This window comes from Helicobacter apodemus, from assembly GCF_003097575.1.
Classification (GTDB): Bacteria; Campylobacterota; Campylobacteria; order Campylobacterales; family Helicobacteraceae; genus Helicobacter_D; species Helicobacter_D apodemus.
Map to the genome: position 1 here is coordinate 1562813 of NZ_CP021886.1, position 16277 is coordinate 1579089.

General features: G+C 32.2%; 21 protein-coding genes and 1 pseudogene. 5 read left to right on the forward strand and 17 right to left on the reverse strand.

The window, feature by feature from the left end; genetic code table 11:
• Window positions 1–18: 18 nt before the first annotated feature.
• The gene (fliQ, locus tag CDV25_RS07700; RefSeq protein WP_034552406.1) at window positions 19–285 is read left to right on the forward strand and encodes a flagellar biosynthesis protein FliQ; all 267 of its coding nucleotides are present in this window, start codon (window positions 19–21) and stop codon (window positions 283–285) included.
• Complete coding sequence (locus tag CDV25_RS07705) at window positions 285–1103, forward strand: UDP-N-acetylmuramate dehydrogenase (protein WP_108911450.1); 819 nt, start codon at window positions 285–287, stop codon at window positions 1101–1103. Before fliQ ends, CDV25_RS07705 begins: the two co-directional genes overlap by 1 nt.
• Here CDV25_RS07705 and rplS read toward each other — a convergent pair whose 3' ends face one another.
• From rplS to ffh, 6 genes and pseudogenes are all read right to left on the reverse strand, one after another.
• A complete protein-coding gene (gene rplS, locus CDV25_RS07710; protein ID WP_108911451.1) occupies window positions 1104–1466 on the reverse strand; it encodes a 50S ribosomal protein L19 in 363 nt (120 codons plus the stop codon).
• Complete coding sequence (gene trmD / locus CDV25_RS07715; protein WP_108911452.1) at window positions 1456–2160, reverse strand: tRNA (guanosine(37)-N1)-methyltransferase TrmD; 705 nt, start codon at window positions 2158–2160, stop codon at window positions 1456–1458. Before trmD ends, rplS begins: the two co-directional genes overlap by 11 nt.
• Window positions 2160–2705: a ribosome maturation factor RimM gene (gene rimM, locus CDV25_RS07720; RefSeq protein WP_108911453.1), complete on the reverse strand. Its 546-nt coding sequence runs from the start codon at window positions 2703–2705 to the stop codon at window positions 2160–2162. Before rimM ends, trmD begins: the two co-directional genes overlap by 1 nt.
• Window positions 2702–2944, reverse strand: a complete 243-nt coding sequence (locus CDV25_RS07725; protein ID WP_108911454.1) for a KH domain-containing protein — start codon at window positions 2942–2944, stop codon at window positions 2702–2704. The genes rimM and CDV25_RS07725 overlap by 4 nt, the downstream gene beginning before the upstream one ends.
• 2 nt (window positions 2945–2946) lie before the next feature.
• On the reverse strand, window positions 2947–3174 hold the full coding sequence (gene rpsP / locus CDV25_RS07730) for a 30S ribosomal protein S16 (protein WP_108911455.1): 228 nt from the start codon (window positions 3172–3174) through the stop codon (window positions 2947–2949).
• Window positions 3175–3261: 87 nt separating this feature from the next.
• Window positions 3262–4601 (reverse strand): annotated as a pseudogene (gene ffh / locus CDV25_RS07735) (signal recognition particle protein).
• A 282-nt stretch (window positions 4602–4883) separates the two neighbouring features.
• Here ffh and CDV25_RS07740 point away from each other — a divergent pair.
• Entirely contained in the window at window positions 4884–5285 is a 402-nt protein-coding gene (locus CDV25_RS07740; RefSeq protein ID WP_108911456.1) for a Fur family transcriptional regulator, read from the forward strand.
• Window positions 5286–5304: 19 nt separating this feature from the next.
• Here CDV25_RS07740 and flgG read toward each other — a convergent pair whose 3' ends face one another.
• The 3 genes from flgG to CDV25_RS07755 are packed head-to-tail and all read right to left on the reverse strand — an operon-like array spanning window position 5305 to window position 7377.
• Window positions 5305–6090, reverse strand: a complete 786-nt coding sequence (gene flgG / locus CDV25_RS07745; RefSeq protein ID WP_108911457.1) for a flagellar basal-body rod protein FlgG — start codon at window positions 6088–6090, stop codon at window positions 5305–5307.
• 13 nt (window positions 6091–6103) lie between these two features.
• On the reverse strand, window positions 6104–6937 hold the full coding sequence (locus tag CDV25_RS07750; protein WP_108911458.1) for a flagellar hook-basal body protein: 834 nt from the start codon (window positions 6935–6937) through the stop codon (window positions 6104–6106).
• Between the two features lie 53 nt (window positions 6938–6990).
• Window positions 6991–7377 (reverse strand): NifB/NifX family molybdenum-iron cluster-binding protein, encoded by a 387-nt coding sequence (locus tag CDV25_RS07755; protein ID WP_108911459.1) that lies wholly within the window; start codon window positions 7375–7377, stop codon window positions 6991–6993.
• A gap of 229 nt (window positions 7378–7606) precedes the next feature.
• Here CDV25_RS07755 and CDV25_RS07760 point away from each other — a divergent pair, with 229 nt between their 5' ends.
• Window positions 7607–8044, forward strand: a complete 438-nt coding sequence (locus tag CDV25_RS07760) for a YqaA family protein (RefSeq protein WP_108911460.1) — start codon at window positions 7607–7609, stop codon at window positions 8042–8044.
• On the opposite strand, the gene CDV25_RS07765 is transcribed toward CDV25_RS07760, so the two are convergent.
• From CDV25_RS07765 to CDV25_RS07785, 5 genes are all read right to left on the reverse strand, one after another.
• Window positions 8041–9840, reverse strand: coding sequence for a PhoX family protein (locus tag CDV25_RS07765; RefSeq protein ID WP_108911461.1), 1800 nt, complete (start codon window positions 9838–9840; stop codon window positions 8041–8043). The two genes, CDV25_RS07760 and CDV25_RS07765, sit on opposite strands and share 4 nt — an antisense overlap.
• Before the next feature lie 107 nt (window positions 9841–9947).
• A complete protein-coding gene (locus tag CDV25_RS07770) occupies window positions 9948–11003 on the reverse strand; it encodes a hypothetical protein (RefSeq protein ID WP_108911462.1) in 1056 nt (351 codons plus the stop codon).
• 11 nt (window positions 11004–11014) lie between these two features.
• Complete coding sequence (gene metG, locus CDV25_RS07775; protein ID WP_239056346.1) at window positions 11015–12925, reverse strand: methionine--tRNA ligase; 1911 nt, start codon at window positions 12923–12925, stop codon at window positions 11015–11017.
• Window positions 12915–13220: a hypothetical protein gene (locus tag CDV25_RS07780; protein WP_108911464.1), complete on the reverse strand. Its 306-nt coding sequence runs from the start codon at window positions 13218–13220 to the stop codon at window positions 12915–12917. Before CDV25_RS07780 ends, metG begins: the two co-directional genes overlap by 11 nt.
• A complete protein-coding gene (locus CDV25_RS07785; RefSeq protein ID WP_108911465.1) occupies window positions 13207–14064 on the reverse strand; it encodes a class 1 fructose-bisphosphatase in 858 nt (285 codons plus the stop codon). Before CDV25_RS07785 ends, CDV25_RS07780 begins: the two co-directional genes overlap by 14 nt.
• A gap of 152 nt (window positions 14065–14216) precedes the next feature.
• Here CDV25_RS07785 and rpe point away from each other — a divergent pair, with 152 nt between their 5' ends.
• Window positions 14217–14855: a ribulose-phosphate 3-epimerase gene (gene rpe, locus CDV25_RS07790; protein ID WP_108911466.1), complete on the forward strand. Its 639-nt coding sequence runs from the start codon at window positions 14217–14219 to the stop codon at window positions 14853–14855.
• A gap of 20 nt (window positions 14856–14875) precedes the next feature.
• Here the strand turns inward: rpe and CDV25_RS07795 are convergent, their stop codons facing one another.
• The 3 genes from CDV25_RS07795 to CDV25_RS07805 all read right to left on the reverse strand — a co-directional run bounded on the left by CDV25_RS07795 (window position 14876) and on the right by CDV25_RS07805 (window position 16267).
• On the reverse strand, window positions 14876–15364 hold the full coding sequence (locus tag CDV25_RS07795) for a hypothetical protein (protein WP_108911467.1): 489 nt from the start codon (window positions 15362–15364) through the stop codon (window positions 14876–14878).
• Window positions 15361–15945, reverse strand: a complete 585-nt coding sequence (locus CDV25_RS07800; protein ID WP_108911468.1) for a hypothetical protein — start codon at window positions 15943–15945, stop codon at window positions 15361–15363. The genes CDV25_RS07795 and CDV25_RS07800 overlap by 4 nt, the downstream gene beginning before the upstream one ends.
• Window positions 15946–16069: 124 nt before the next feature.
• A complete protein-coding gene (locus CDV25_RS07805; protein WP_034552362.1) occupies window positions 16070–16267 on the reverse strand; it encodes a DUF4006 family protein in 198 nt (65 codons plus the stop codon).
• Between the last annotated feature and the right edge of the window lie 10 nt (window positions 16268–16277).

Genomic DNA, 16277 nt, shown 5'->3' on the forward strand with positions numbered 1-16277 from the left:
AACAACAAGGAAACATTAATGGACGCACAACTTATAGGTCTTGCTGTTGAAACTTATAAAATAACGCTTATTCTTTCCCTTCCTATGTTGTTAGTTGGTTTAGTAGTGGGTTTAATGATTAGCATATTCCAAGCTACTACCCAAATTAATGAAATGACTCTGACTTTTGTCCCTAAAATTTTAGCAGTTATTATTGTAATAATTTTTACAATGCCCTGGATGCTAAATATGCTCATAGATTTTACAACCAAAATCTTTAATATGATTCCAACCTTTATCTTTTAATGTTTCAAAGATCCATTGATTTTAGCATTTATTCTAGTGCCAAAATAGGCACTCTACACACTATTAATATCATAGAAACTCCTCAAGACTATTTTCAGCTTTTGCAACACTCCATTCCACAAATTATAGGTAAAGCTAATAATCTCCTCATTTCCCCATTAGCAAAAAATCTCATTTTGCTTAACAAAAATTTTGATTATATTAAAGATTGTGGAGATAGCTTAGAAGTAGGGGCATTAACTCCTAGTGGAAAGCTTTTTTCTTATGCTAAAAAGCACAACTTAAGAGGTTTTGAAATTTTAGGGGAATTACCAGGAAGTATAGGAGGAATTATCAAAATGAATGCGGGTTTAAAAGAATATGAGATAAAATCTACTCTCTTAGGAATCCTTTCAATTAAGCATTCTCATAGCTTAGAATTTACTGCTGTTGAGGATTTGCATTTAAGTTATCGCAATAGTGAAATTAACACATTAATCTTTGCAGGGATTTTTAAAAAGGAAAAAGGATTTGATTTAAATTTAGTAAAAACATTAAAAACTATGCGTAGCAATCAACCAAAAGAACCTAGTTTTGGGAGTTGTTTTAAAAATCCCCCAAATAATTATGCGGGGTTCCTTATTGAAAGTATTGGTTTAAAGGGTAAGAAATTTGGGAAAAGCAAAAGTTTATATTTTAGCCCAAAACACGCTAATTTTCTCATTAATGTAGGAGACTCTAGCTTTGAAGAAGCCATAAATCTTATTAACCTTGCAAAAGAAGAAGTTTATAAAAAGCACAATATCTTATTACAAGAAGAAGTGAAAATTCTTCAATAATTAAGATTGTTTTCTCACTTCTTTAATTCTTGCAGATTTACCACTTCTAGTGCGTAAATAATAGAGTTTTGCCCTTCTAACACGACCTATTTTAAGCACCTTAATGCTCTCAATGCTATCAGAATAAATAGGAAAAATCCTCTCAACACCTATACCATTTGCACCAATCTTTCTAATAGTAAAAGTTTTTCCTGTTCCCACTCCACGCAAAGAAATACAAACACCTTCAAAATTTTGGATCCTTGTTTTATCTCCTTCAGAAATTCTAATACCAATTTTTAGAGTATCGCCTGCTTTAAATTGAGGAATCTCTTTGCCCTCAATTTGTGTATCTTCAAAGTGCTGAATATATCTATTTCTCATTTTTTAACCTTTGTTGATATTGCCAATAGAGGTCAATCCTATGAAATTTAGTTTTTGCCTCTGCTATCTTTAATTTTAAATCGTTGATTTTAATATGATTTCCCTTTGAATACTCTGAAGGGATAGATAAACCTTTAAAAATATGGGGTTTTGTAAAATTTGGTGATTCCAACAAAGAAACTTCATAACTCTCCCCAATCAAAGATTCGCTATTTCCTAAAACTCCCTGTATTTGCCTAGAGATGCTATCACAAAGACATAATGCAGCTAACTCACCGCCTGTTAAAATAAAATCTCCTATGCTTAAAACTTCATTAGCATAAACTTCAATTAACCTTTCATCAAAACCTTCATAACGCCCACAAACAAAAGTAATATGAGACTTTTTGGCTAATCGTTTTGAATCTTTATGGTTAAAAGTTTTACCGCAAGGGGTTAAAAAAATTATATGGGTTTGGGGATGTTTTTTTAAAATAGAATCTAAAGCAAGGCTTAAATGAATGGGCTCTAAAAGTAATCCAGCCCCACCACCTACTTGATAATCATCAACTTTAAGATAACGATTTTGACTAAAATCTCTAGGATTGCAAAATTCCACACCAATTTTTTGACATTTCAAAGCTCTATGAAGAATAGAATCACTAAAATAAGATTGAATTAAATGTGGAAATAAAGTTACAAAGATAAATTCCATTAACTATTTTCTAAAATATCTTTACAAAATTGCGTATGAATATTTTTTGGATTACTCGCTTCTACTTTTAGAATATATCTTTTGGTATAAGGGATTAAAAAATATTTAGGATAACTTTGTTTTTGGAGTTCATCACTTGTTTGTATCCATAAAAAATCTTCTTTACAAAAACGTTCGACCTCTTGAACTCTACCCAAAACCTCATCATTTTCTACAATAAAGCTGCCTATAATATCAAACCAAAAATATTCCTCTTCCCTTAATAAGCAATATTGCTTTGTAGCTTCTTGTGTGGTATAGAGGATTAAGTTGGTAATTGTTTTAGCGCTTTCCTTAGAATCAATCCCGACAAATTTTGCGATGGAGTTGATTGGATCATAGGCTTCTATGGTTAATTCTCCATTTTTTGTAAAATAAGAAATATCCTTTTGTAATGTCTCTGGAAAATCGCTTAAGAGATGTAAAAGAACCTTGCCTTTAACACCCACAGATTTACCAACCTTCCCAACACTTACCCAATCTTTTTGTATAATATTTTTTTTCATTCTTGCGATTTTACAACAATCCTATAAGAATTACCCTCTTTTGCTTTTAAACCTAAAATAAAGGTTTTAATAGCACCTATCATCTTACCATCTTTACCAATGAGTTTTCCAGCATCTTGCATTGAAGAAATAATCTCTATCTCATAAAAATTAGGTTCTAACTCTTTCTTAGTTACTTCAATTTTTTCTGGTTGCGTAGCGATTTTTTGCACATAATCTTTGATAAAATGTTCTACCATTATTATTTTGTAATAGTTTTTACCCTCTCACTCATCTTAGCACCAACTTTAACCCAATATTCCAAACGTTCTTTATCAAATTTTACAATAGATGGCTCTACTAAAGGATTATAATAGCCAATAGATTCTATCCAACCACCATCACGTTTTTTTCTACTATCTGTTACTACAATCCTATAAAAAGGCTTTTTTTTGCGTCCCATTTTTGTTAAGCGGATAACTGTTGCCAAAGGTTACTCCTTAAAAAACTAAAGTATCACAGATGATAAATCTGTTGAAAAAAGAAATTATTTCTACTTTCAACAGATTTATTAAGCCTAACGCCTTAGTTGTCCCATTTTAGCGTCTTTCATTAGTCCCATTAAATCCGCCATACCCCCTTGTTAGAAAATCTCTTTGCCATTTTAGCAGCATTCTCAAATTGCTTTAAGAAGCGATTCACATCACTTACATCTACACCTGCCCCAAGTGCGATACGTTTTTTACGACTCCCATTAAGTAAATCTGGATTATCTCGTTCTTTAGGGGTCATAGAAGCCACCATTGCTCGCATCTGTTTAATTTCCTTAGAATTATCTAAATCAACATCTTTTAAAGCACTTGCTACATTACCAAGACCTGGTAACATCGAGATAATAGACTGCATAGAACCAATTTTTTTAACATTATCAAGTTGTGTCAAGAAATCATTAAAAGTAAATTTCCCCTTTTTAATCTTTTTAGAAATATCTTTAACTTCTTTTTCGCTAATAACTGCTGCTGTTCTCTCTGCAAGGGATTGAATATCCCCAGCACCCATTAAACGACCCACGATTCTATCAGGGATAAAGACTTCTAAATCTACAATCTTTTCCCCTACTCCAATAAATCGGAGTGGGATACCTAATTGATGAGCAATAGATAAAGCAATACCACCTTTGCTATCACCATCAAATTTACTTAAAATAACGCCAGTTAAATCCATTTTTTGGTGAAATAATGCAGCACTTTTGACACCATCTTGACCGCTTAAGCTATCAACTACATAAAAAACCTCATTAGGATTAATAGCTTCTTTAATGGCATACAACTCATTCATTAAAACCTCATCAATAGCCAAACGTCCTGCACTATCCACCAATAAAACATCATAAAGCCCTTCAATAGCCTTTTCCTTAGCTCTTTTAGCAATCTCAATAGCTGTCTTATGCTCCTCATAATAAAAATCAACTTCTACTTGAAAACTTAATTGCCGTAATTGTTCCACAGCTGCTAATCTTTGTAAATCACAAGCTGCGAGTAAAACCTTTTTTTGTCTTGTCTTCAAATAATGAGCTAATTTCGCCGTTGTTGTTGTTTTCCCACTTCCTTGCAAACCAGCCATCAAAATAATAGTAGGAGGTTTTGGCGCAAAGATAAATCCATAATTACTAGAAGTCGTTAAAATATTTACTAAAGATTCTCTTAATGCCTTTAAAAAATTATCTTTACCAATACCTGCTAACTTAGTTTTTTGCTCTATTTCTTCTAAAAGATGCTTTAGGACTTTATAATGCACATCAGATTTTAGAAGTGATTTCTTAAGTTCTTCTAAAGCTTTTTTTAAAGCTTTCTCATCGTCTTGAAAACGAATTTTATTAATGGCACTTTGAAAGCTCTCTGTAATAACACCAAACAATTTTATAAACCTCAAAACTTTAATTGCGTATTTTACTCTAGCCCACATTCTATAATAAATGAACTTTAAAAGGAATAAAATTTTTCAAAATTATTGCTATCTCAAAGTAATTAATTTCTCCTAACACAATTTTGGAAAATTTTTATTGACAAAAAAAGTAATTATTTATAGAATAGCGGCGTATAAAAATAGTTTAATTGTTATAATTTTATATTCTCTTGTAGGAATTGCTTTAAAGCTTTAAAATAAGCAGTTTCTGTATCTAAATTTAAGGTTTAAGCTATGTTTGAAAAAATTTTAAAACAAAATAATTTAAAAATTACCCCTCAACGAATGGCTATTTTAAAAGAAATTGAAAAAAATGGACATATTAGTATTGAAGAAATTTATGAAAATATTAAAGAAACTCATCCTTCAATGTCCCTAGCAACGATTTATAAGAATCTAACTTCTATGCAAGAGGCTCGTATCATTGTTGAAGTAAAATTACCCAATCAAAAACAAAAATATGAATTCATTAAACAACCGCACATTCATCTTGTTTGTGAAAAATGTGGGAATATCCAAGATATACATTTTGATTCTTCTATCAAAGCTTTACAAAAAATTTGCGAAAAACAAACACTTTATAAAATTAAAGATGTTTCTGTAGCATTGTTTGGAGTTTGTCCGGAGTGTCAATAGTTTGCTCTAAGTCAAACTATTAATTCCTCTTTAGTCCATTGACAGTCTGTAGCATAGAATCTGCAGTTTGAATTGATTTTGAATTTGCCTCATAGGCTCTTTGTCCTACAATCAAATCCGTCATTTCTTCAACTAATTTCACATTGCTTTGCTCAACAAAACCTTGTCGTAATTGACCAAGCCCATTTAATCCTGGAGTTCCTGTTACAGGATCTCCTGAAGCATTAGTGTTTAAAAAAAGATTATCCCCTAAAGCGTGAAGTCCTGCGGGATTAATAAAATTAGCTATTTCAATTTGCCCTAATTCATTAGTTTGATTATTTTCTACAACACTTACAGTTCCATCTGCTCCGATATTTATTTGCGTAGCTTCACTAGGAATAGTTATATTAGGTACCAATAAATAACCTTGTGAATTAACCATTCTCCCTTCATTATCCCGCTTAAAAGATCCATCTCTTGTATAAGCAATCGTCCCATCAGGTAATTCTATTTGAAAAAATCCTTCCCCTGTAATAGCAATATCAAGCCTTTGTTCTGTATTTTTAAAATTTCCTTGAGAGAATATCTTTTGCACCGCACTTGGGCGAACACCTAAACCCACTTCCATACCAGTAGGAGAAAGAGTAGTTTCTGAAGTGCTAGAACCAGCATATTGCAAGACTTGATGGAATAAATCTACAAATTCTGCCCTCTCTTTTCTAAACCCATAAGTATTAACATTAGAAATATTATTAGAAGTTACATCAATTTGTAATTGTTGTGCTAACATCCCAGTAGTCGCGGTATAAAGTGCTCTCATCATTGTAAAATCCTTTTTATGCTTTTGTGGCTAATTTTGTAATAGCTTCAGTGTTTAGCTCATCCATATGTGTTTTTAGTACCTTAGAATAAGCCTCTACTAAACGATTGGTTTCAATTAATCCCGTCATTTCATAGACGACATTGATATTACTTTTTTCTAAAAATCCTTGCCTAACAGCTCCACTTTGCCCTAAGAACTCCATTTCATTATAACGTTCTTCTGGATATTGGTAAAGATTATCACCCACTTTTTTTAAATATTTTGGATTTTCAAAAGAAACCACAGCTAAATTTGAGAGTAAAAGTGTTTCATTTATCTCTTCATTATTTAAAGAACGTGTAAAGATATTCCCATTTGCATCTACCTCCATTTGAATACCATTGATAAAATCAATATATTGGGGAGCATCGATATATTCACGCGGCAAGACAGGAAAACCTTCTTTAGTTACTAATCTACCTTCTTCATTGAGTGTAAAAGAGCCATCACGTGTAAAACGAATCCCACTAGGAGTTTCAACCATAAAATAGGCATTTTCTCTCCCTAGTGCAAAGTCAAGGGCATTCTCTGTCATCATCATTCCACCTAAAGCCCTATCGGTAAATTCCTCAACAATCTGTGGGACACGATTCAAAGAACGATTATAAAATTTTGCAGCATCTTTAGTTTGCTCTTTAATTGGAAGAAAATCTTTATGTTGCTCATAAAGTCGTAAAAAATCACCAATTACAACATCATCTCGTTTAAAACCTGTTGTATTGGCATTAGCAATATTATTAGCAATCACATCAAGACGATTAATTTGCGTTGCTATACCACCAACAGAGCTATAATATCCACCTTGCATACTAAAAACCTTTTCATAAAATTCATCGAGTCTAAAGCAATAGTTGTTCCATCTTAAAAAGTAATATACTTCAAAGAATCCTTAGCATTTTGACAATCTTGTTTTATTTTGCAAATCTTAATCCCACATTCTTCAAAAACCTTTGCGGTATTTTTACAAGCCTTTTTCACAAGCACAATCTTACAATCGTGGATAATCTCCCCTAAAACATTATGTTCATTTTTATGGGCTATTTGCTCCTCTTTACTCATATCTTCATCTTTATGCGAACAACCCCCACTAGCTTCTACATTCCCACGAGGATTTTGCCTTAATTCTACAAAATCAATCTTCTTAAACATTCCAGAGCCTTTTTGCTCAAAAATAGCAAAAAATGGGGTATGCCCAGTATTCCCAAAAATATCTAATTTTTCATCATAAACGGGTATAGCAATTTTCATTTTCTCTCCTAATTATAAACGTTAAAATTCTACAATAAATTTTACAAAAATTTTTCTAGAAACTTTCTTGCAAAACTTAAAGAAAATTAAATTCTTACATTTTTCCTAAAAATTTTGCTTTGAAATAGGTTAAAATCTTCATTTATTTTAAATAATAAATTATCAAGAGCTAGAGTAAATAGTATTGGCAGAATCTACATTTATTTTAGTAAATATTTTAGGCGGTTATATGGATAACTTAGGACTTTTGGGGCTATTTTTTGTTTGTGCCTTAGCAAGCAGTCTCTATCCTTTAGGTTCAGAAGCTTTTGTCATTGCCTTTTTGGCTCTTGATTATGCGTGGATTTGGGTATGGATTGTCGCAACACTTGGCAATACATTAGGTGCATTAAGCACCTATACAATCGGATATTTAGGGGATTCTCTCTACCTTAAATATTTTAAAAACACGCACCAAAAAATCCACCGCTATGCAGATAAGATTCAAAAAAGAGGCTTTCTCTATGCTTTCTTTAGTTTTTTACCCATTTTAGGTGATATTTTTGCACTTGCTCTGGGTGTGTATCGCTATTCTATATTCAAAGCTATTGTGTTTATTGCTCTTGGTAAAGCGGTGCGGTATTGGGTGCTTATTTATTTGTATAACAAATATACACAAATTTTTTAACTACCGATAATTCCGCCATCTTTTTTGGTAATTTGCACGATTGTGCTTCTAGGTGTAGAATCTCCACCATCTGGATAATGACTTGGAGCAAGTTTTTCTCCGGGATGTTGGATTCCTACAAACATTGTTTTATAATCTTGACTAAAAGCGATTCCTGTAACTTCGCTTGCAATAGGGGCAGTTAGAAATCGCTTAATCTCTCCTGTAGCTGGGTTAGCACAGAGCATTTGATTATTCCCCATTCCTGCATAATCCCCCTTGTTAGAATAATCACCATCGCTTTGAATCCAAAGCCTACCAAACTTATCAAATTTTAAACCATCGGGCGAATTAAACATATTCTCACTAGTGATATTGCTTGTCCCCTTACGCAAATCATTGGGATATCGCATTGGGTTACCAGCAAGTAAGAAAATATCCCATTTAAACTTAGTGTTTAAGTGATTCTTACCCTTTGGATTCCAACGTATAATTTGTCCATAGATATTTTTTTCTCTAGGGTTTGCCGCATCTGCCATTTCGCGTTTTTTATTATTAGTTAATGTTGCATAAACAAATTCTCCCTTAGGATCAGCAGCAATCCATTCAGGACGATCCATTGGTGTGGCACCAACAATGCTTCCTGCAAGACGCGTATTGATTAAAATATCTGCTTGGGAATAAAATCCATTTGTGGAATCTAGTCCATTTTGACCATAATTTAATGCAATCCATTCCCCCTCCCCGCTTAAATTTTCTCCTTGTATTCTTGCAACATAGAGAGTTCCCTCCTCTAAGAGATTCTTATTTTTCTTAGGATTTTTAGAATCAAATTTTTCTTTAGAGACAAATTTATACAAAAACTCATCAGCCTCATCATCACCCATATAGGCAACAACATAACCCTCTTTGCTTAAGATAATCTCAACATTTTCGTGTTTGAATCTCCCTAATGCAGTGCGTTTCATAGGAGTGGAATTAGGATTATAAGGATCAATTTCTACAACCCAACCAAACCGATTAGGTTCATTAGGGTTTTTAGAAATATCAAAACGGCAATCAAGCTCCCAACCATAATTACTCCTAGCTTTCATTCCATAACGTTTTTGACTTTGTGTAAATTGATAATTAGAATCGCTTGCCCCGAAAAAATTATCAAAATTTTCTTCACAGGTTAAATAAGTTCCCCAAGGAGTTTGCCCATTTGCACAATTATTGAGTGTCCCTAAGATTAGCTCACCTTTTTCGTCCGCTTGAGTTTGCATACTCTTATGCCCCTTTGCCACCCCACTAATTTGCATAGGTGTATGTGCTGTAATTCTCCGATTATAAGGAGAATCCAACACAACCTTAAAAAAATTATTTTTTGTTTGTTTTATCTCAAAGATGCTTACCCCTAACAAGTTTTGTGTATAAGCAACCTTACTAGAATCCATATTTTTACCATTATCACTAAAAAGCCATTCAGGATTAATATATTCATTATTGACAACTAAAATATACCGATTGCTATTTAATGGAAACAATGCCATACCATCGTTATTATCACCAAAAACTCTTGTAGCATTTATAATCCTATTTTTATCTATAATTTTTTTCTCACTCCAAGGCATTGCATCACTAAATAAAGGATCGCCAAAGCTAATAAGTGGTTTTACCTCATAGCCCTCTGGGACGATTACTGCATCTTGTGTGCTAGCTGGAAGTGCCTTAAATCCTATTAAATGATTCTCTTTTGCCCCCAAAGGTAATACCCCAAAAAAGCTAATATAAGAAAATGTCACAGAGCTTGTCTTTAAAAAATCTCGTCTTTGCATACAAAATCCTTTTTTGTAGTTTTAAGATACAAAATTATAAAACAGCTTTGTAAAAAGAAAAAATACAATAAGTAAAATGTTTGTAAAGTTAGGGGAATTTTAGCTTTTTATTTCTCAACCCAATCAAAAAGATTCTGTTCTAGCTCGTGGAATTGGAATCGTTCTTCAAATACTTGAGTATTCTCACCCAAAATTAAAGCAAAATTATAATGCTTCTCTAAAAGCAACCCAAACAATTCCTCTTTATCTGCATAACTATAGACTTCTCCATAAGGTGCGTAAAGCTCGTGATAAATATTAGGAACAAATAGCATTAATTTTGCCCACTTTGCATACATCGTAAAATAAGCAAGATATTGCTCATAAAGTTTAACATCCTCACAAGCCAAAAGCACACGATTAGTAGCTCCAGGTTTTGAAATAAATCCACGTTCATCAAGGTAGAGGGGTTTAAAGTTTGAAATTCTTTCTAATTTATTTAAATCTACAGATAAAGAATATTCTTCAGCAAAATTCAATACTCTTGCTAGGAGTTGAAAAAAAAGTTTAGGTAGAGGGAGTTCATAATCCATAGAATGATAAAAAATCTTTATTCCAAAGAGGGAATAAGAAGTTACCATAAAGGGTAATAATTCTTCATTAATTTTTTTATTAGAAAAAACTTGAATTTCTTCTTGTTTTTGCAATTTCTCCTGATAAGCTGAAGGCAAAAGGGCTAATATATAAACAGATGGTGTCTCTAAAATATGATTTATTAATGCAACTAAAGAACCATTAAAAAAACTCAAATTCTCCTTTGGAAGAAATATTTGTGAGCTTAATTCATATTCATCTTGTGAGAGGGAAAATAATATTTTATTATAAATGATTAGATAATGACGCAAAATCCTAAATAATGCTTCCTCTAAATTCTCTACACTAATCCAAGCTACTTCCTCATCACTCATGGCTATTTCACCACTAAAGAGGATTCCAAAAGCCCCCTTTTGAATAGCCATTTCAATATCTTTTTCATCATTAGCAATAAATAAAGCACCTTTTTGAATCGATTCTATTTCATAACAAAATTGACTAAAAAAAGAAATGCTAGGCTTATTTAAAAGTGTTCCAAAAGTGATTTCAACAATTTCATTAACACTAATTTGTATCCCTTTTTTATTCATTAATTGCTCCACTAACTAATTTGGCTTCCATTTTTCTTTATAGCCTGTGGTTGTATTAAACTTAAGCCATCATCGTCGCTAACTGCTAAAATCATTCCTTCACTTAATTCGCCCATTAACTTCGCTGGTTTTAAATTAGCCAATACACACACTTGCCTACCAATCAAGTCTTGAGTAGTATAATAAGATTTAATCCCAGCTATTATCTGACGCTCTCTTTCTTCACCCAAATCTACTTGTAACTTTAAAAGTTTTTCACTCTTTGGCATAATCTCTGCACCTAGAATAGTTCCAACCTTAATTTCTATTTTAGAAAATTCTTCTTTAGTAATGAAATGTTGGGTTTTTATTTGCTTTTGTTTTTCTTCTAAAAGAGGTGTTTCAATCTTAGGAAAAAGAGCCATAATAGGCGTTAAAACCATTTCTGATATAATTTGGTTATTCTTAATAAACTCTAAATAATGCTTTGATTCTAAGGGAATATTGAAAACATCAAGAATCTCCTTAGCAGTTTTTGGCATACAAGGAGAGAGACAAAAGGCAGCTTTAATCAAAAGATTAGCAATAAACACTAAAAGCTCTGCGACTTCTTGCATTTTATCTTCTTTAACTAATCTCCAAGGCTCTTTTTTTGCAATCATGCCATTAGCAAGAGCAAAGATCTTCCAAAGCTCCTCTAAATAACGATGAATTTGCACTTCTTGGATGAGTGATTCTAACCCCATTAAAATTTTATGGATACTTTCTAATTCCTCTTTATAATGTGCTTTGAAAGCTTGAATATCAACCCTTAAATGGTTGTTAAAATATTTTGCACTCATCCCTAAAAGACGATTAAGGAGATTCCCTAAATCATTGCTTAAATCAGCATTTATCCTCTCTATCAAGGCTTTTTGTGAAAAATCTCCATCTTGTCCAAAGGGAACTTCGCGTAATATAAAATACCTAAAACAATCCAAACCATAAGCATTGACAATTTCTTGTGGATTGACCACATTGCCTACGCTTTTACTCATTTTAGCACCATCTTTTGTCCACCACCCATGTGCTGCAATATGCCTAGGTAAAGGTAACTCTAAACTCATTAAAAACGCAAGCCAATAAATCGCGTGGAATCGTAAAATATCTTTCCCAACGATATGGTAATTAACAGGCCAAAACTCCATTTTATCATCTGACTCATTCTCATAACCTAAGGCACTCAAATAATTAATTAAGGCATCTAACCAAACATACATTATATGCTTTTTAGAATCTTTATTAGCAATTTCACTAGGAAGCTTAACCCCCCAATCAAAACTTGTCCTTGTAATAGATAAGTCCTCTAAACCATCTTCTATAAATCTTATTACCTCATTATAACGCGATTTTGGAAAAATAAAATCACTATGTTGCTTATAAAACTTCAAAAGTCTCTCTTGATAAGCACTAAGTTTAAAAAAATAGCTCTCCTCTTTTACTAAAGTCGTCTCTTTCTTGCAATCTGGACATCTTCCACCCTCTATAAGTTGGGATTTTGTAAAAAATGCTTCGCAAGAGATACAATAATTCCCTTCATACTCACCCTTATAAATATCCCCTCTTTGATGCATTTTCAAAAATGCTTTTTGTGCGGTTTGAATATGATAAGAATCGGTTGTGCGGATAAATTTATCATAACTAATCCCAAAGCTTTCCCAAATATCTTTAAATCTCTTAGAAATCTCATCAACATATTCTTTAGGATTCTTGCCCTTTTTAGCGGCTGCTTGCTCAATTTTTTGTCCATGCTCATCGGTTCCTGTTAAAAAAAAGACCTCTTGCCCTAATAGACGATGGAATCTAGCTAAAGCATCAACAATAATAGTTGTATAAGCGTGTCCAATATGGGGAATATCATTTACATAATAAATAGGTGTAGTAATATAAAATTTAGAACTCAAAGCTTCCTCCACTTCCTTTATTCATACTTAAATAAACAGCATCAACATAGGCGTTTCTTGTCTCACAATTTAGTAATTCCTTACAAACACTACAGCTTCTTATATTGTGCTCCCTTTGACAATCTTGTAAAGAATGTATTTTTGTATCTAAATTCCGCATTACTAAATCTTCAAAACTCTCTTTTTTATCACAACCCACTGCATCATCACAAAGGAAACAACTTGTTATTTTATGCTTTGCTTGACAATCTTTTAATTCTTTTAATGCTTCTTTAAAATTATCATCTCTTGACAATCTCTATCTCCTTATTACTCCCAAAAAAACAAGGTGTTGTATCGTGTAAATGATTTGGAACTAACTCTAAAAGCCTTTGCTTGCCATCAATGGCTCCTCCTCCTGCGTTTTCAAAAATAAAGGCAAAAGGAAAGACCTCAAAAAGCATTCTTAATTTTCCTTTTGGGGCATCGGTTGTAGAAGGATAAGAAAACAAGCCACCACCTTTTATCAAAATATGGTGCAAATCAGGAACCATTCCTCCACTATAACGCAAACGATAACCTTTTTGAAATAAATTATTCATTTTATCTTGATGTGTCTTGCTCCAGTATTTCTGCGTTCCACCAGGAGCATTAAGCTTACCTTCTTCTTTTAAAAACAAGGTTTTTTGAAGTTTAAAATCCTCTCCATTAAAGACAAAATAATCAACACCTTCTTTAAGTTTAGAGGCAATGCCTACTCCAATCACCATTCCATAGACTATATAAGCTGCCCCGACAAGATTTTTAGGCAAAAACTCTCCACGATAAATGCCAAAAATACTCCCAACACTTAAATTTGCTCCCATTAGGGAAGAGCCATCAAGGGGATCATAAGCAATTTTATAAATTCCATTATTATGAAGTTCTATGCCCATCTCTTGTTCTTCACTACAAATTTCTTTCACACATTCTAAAGCCTTAAAAGCCTTGTGTAAAATTTCATCGGCTAAAACATCGGCTTGTAATTGCAAATCACCGGTTGAATTTTTTGATTGGGTGGTTTCTCCCATATTATTTCTAAGAATCTGATAAATATGTAAAGAAGAATCTTTAATGGTAGTAAAAATTTTTTCTAAATCTTGTGCTAGATTATCTTGCATAGATATTTAACTCCAAAATTAAAATTTCAAAATTATAGCTAAAAATAATTATTTTATAGTTTTTTCATTATTATTCACTAATAATTAAAAAGGTGGAATTATTATCTGCTACAATTTCTACATTATTATTGATTAAATCCTAAGGAATTTTTATGTTAATAGCCCCTAGTATTCTTGCGGCAAATTTTGGAAAACTTGAAGAAGAAATCAAAGCTATTTGTGAATGCGGTTGTGATTTAGTGCATATTGATGTTATGGATGGGCATTTTGTCCCCAATCTTACCATAGGTCCAGTTGTAGTAGAATCTGTTGCTAAGGCTTCCACTAAGCCCCTTGATATTCATTTAATGGTGCAAAACAATAATTTTTTTGTGGATTTATTCGCCCCTTTTAAGCCTAAATATATCTCTTTTCATATTGAGGAGGAGAAACATTCAAACTCTCTTGCTCAAAAAATTAGAAACTATGGAATCTCTCCTGCTATTGTGCTTAATCCTCATACAAGTTTAGATAGTATTTATTATCTCTTAGAATATATTGATATGGTATTAGTAATGAGTGTAAATCCCGGTTTTGGGGGACAAAAATTCATCCCCAATACCTTAGATAAAATCAAAGAACTAAAGGATATGCTTGAAGTGCGTAACCCAAATTGTCTTATTGAAGTAGATGGTGGGGTTAGTGATGAAAATATCTTAGAGTTAAAAAAAAGTGGGGTAGATATTGCAGTAGCGGGGAGCTATATCTTTAGTGGAGATTATAAAGAAAGGATAAAAACTCTAAGGGTATAACTAATGGGAAGTTTTTGCTTTTATTGTTTGATTCTATACTCTTTAGAGATACAAAGAGAATCTTTACCAATTTCTACATAGGCTTCTATCTGATACCGCCCTAAACTTTCAACACTAAAACTAGGGCTTTGCCATAATCCATCTACAAATTCCGCCTTTCCTAAATCCCTATCTTCTCTAGCAGTATGAGGACGAGTGAGATAAAAATTAACCTTAGCATTACTTTGTATCGTTCCATTTTCTTTTGAAGTTATCCTAATAAAAGCCTGCCGAAATTCCTTTGAAGTTTGCTCTCTTGCACCCTCAAAGTTAATAACATATTTTTTTAAAAACTCTGCTTGCAGTTTTGTAATTTCATTGATATTTTCATCAACATCTTGTGAACTTCTTTGACACATTCTTTGCAATTCAACAGGATTTGTAATAGCAGTTTTAATAGTAAGGACAATCAAGCCTACAACTACTAAAGCAAATAAAAAAATTCCTAAGGGCCAATAATTTTTATTCATTTACTTTTTCTTAAGGATACAAATGCAAATACAATCAATAAAATAAAAAGCATTAAATAAAGTATCATTTTAGTAGTTAATTCAACTCCTTTATTGGTAGTAGAAAAACTATGTTTTAACTCCACTTTATGGAACTGGGCTATTCTATCAGCAATATCCATAAAACCATTTAATAGGAATGCCGAAATGTTTTGTTGGGTAAGCTCTTTATCAGAATTTGGAATTAATGGCACAATATAATCCCAATAGACTTCTTTTTTGTCAAACATTTTAGCACTATCCTCTGTGGTGATAATATCAATTTTTTTTTCTTTTTTAACAAAAAATAAAAGAATATAAGGGTTTTTAAGATCCTTTTTGTAGAGTAATTCTTTCTCTTGAAGATTCATCCCCTCTAAATCCTCAAGAGCGACAATATACAAGCTTACACCCGTCTTTTCATAAACTTCATTAGCTAAAACTTCTATAAAATCTGCGGTTTTATCTAAAATTTGATTTTGATTATCTAAAACATAAGATTTGCCATACAAACTTATAGAAAAAAATAGAGCAAAAAACCCTATTTTTAACTTATAGTTCATTGATTAACCAATATAAAGAAGCATATCAGGAATAAATGCAACCGCTATAGAAACTATGATTATAACAATATGTGCTGCAAACAAAATTTTCTCTAAACTGCTAAAGCGAATCATTATTTACCCCTTATTGTATCTTATAATGTTTAGCATTATCCATACTCTTTTTTTCTAATGCACTAGGATTTTCAATAATATAAGGATTATTAACTTGATTTTTTTGCGTTGTTATAGCTAAATAGCCTAAAACAAATACAATAACTAATAATAATGCTACAGAAAGAAAATACCCACTAAGTCCATTAATTCCAAATAATCCATTCATTAAACCACTC

Bases quoted from the DNA above. Each gene is read 5' to 3' on its own strand.
- CDV25_RS07800 (WP_108911468.1), bottom strand. From the start codon at position 15,945: ATGAACTATAAGTTAAAAATAGGGTTTTTTGCTCTATTTTTTTCTATA.
- CDV25_RS07770 (WP_108911462.1), bottom strand. From the start codon at position 11,003: ATGAATAAAAAAGGGATACAAATTAGTGTTAATGAAATTGTTGAAATC.
- rplS (WP_108911451.1), bottom strand. From the start codon at position 1,466: ATGAGAAATAGATATATTCAGCACTTTGAAGATACACAAATTGAGGGC.
- CDV25_RS07805 (WP_034552362.1), bottom strand. From the start codon at position 16,267: ATGAATGGATTATTTGGAATTAATGGACTTAGTGGGTATTTTCTTTCT.
- CDV25_RS07725 (WP_108911454.1), bottom strand. From the start codon at position 2,944: ATGGTAGAACATTTTATCAAAGATTATGTGCAAAAAATCGCTACGCAA.
- CDV25_RS07750 (WP_108911458.1), bottom strand. From the start codon at position 6,937: ATGCAAGGTGGATATTATAGCTCTGTTGGTGGTATAGCAACGCAAATT.
- CDV25_RS07765 (WP_108911461.1), bottom strand. From the start codon at position 9,840: ATGCAAAGACGAGATTTTTTAAAGACAAGCTCTGTGACATTTTCTTAT.
- CDV25_RS07705 (WP_108911450.1), top strand. From the start codon at position 285: ATGTTTCAAAGATCCATTGATTTTAGCATTTATTCTAGTGCCAAAATA.
- CDV25_RS07795 (WP_108911467.1), bottom strand. From the start codon at position 15,364: ATGAATAAAAATTATTGGCCCTTAGGAATTTTTTTATTTGCTTTAGTA.
- trmD (WP_108911452.1), bottom strand. From the start codon at position 2,160: ATGGAATTTATCTTTGTAACTTTATTTCCACATTTAATTCAATCTTAT.
- CDV25_RS07740 (WP_108911456.1), top strand. From the start codon at position 4,884: ATGTTTGAAAAAATTTTAAAACAAAATAATTTAAAAATTACCCCTCAA.
- CDV25_RS07755 (WP_108911459.1), bottom strand. From the start codon at position 7,377: ATGAAAATTGCTATACCCGTTTATGATGAAAAATTAGATATTTTTGGG.
- CDV25_RS07760 (WP_108911460.1), top strand. From the start codon at position 7,607: ATGGATAACTTAGGACTTTTGGGGCTATTTTTTGTTTGTGCCTTAGCA.
- rpe (WP_108911466.1), top strand. From the start codon at position 14,217: ATGTTAATAGCCCCTAGTATTCTTGCGGCAAATTTTGGAAAACTTGAA.
- flgG (WP_108911457.1), bottom strand. From the start codon at position 6,090: ATGATGAGAGCACTTTATACCGCGACTACTGGGATGTTAGCACAACAA.
- CDV25_RS07785 (WP_108911465.1), bottom strand. From the start codon at position 14,064: ATGCAAGATAATCTAGCACAAGATTTAGAAAAAATTTTTACTACCATT.
- fliQ (WP_034552406.1), top strand. From the start codon at position 19: ATGGACGCACAACTTATAGGTCTTGCTGTTGAAACTTATAAAATAACG.
- rimM (WP_108911453.1), bottom strand. From the start codon at position 2,705: ATGAAAAAAAATATTATACAAAAAGATTGGGTAAGTGTTGGGAAGGTT.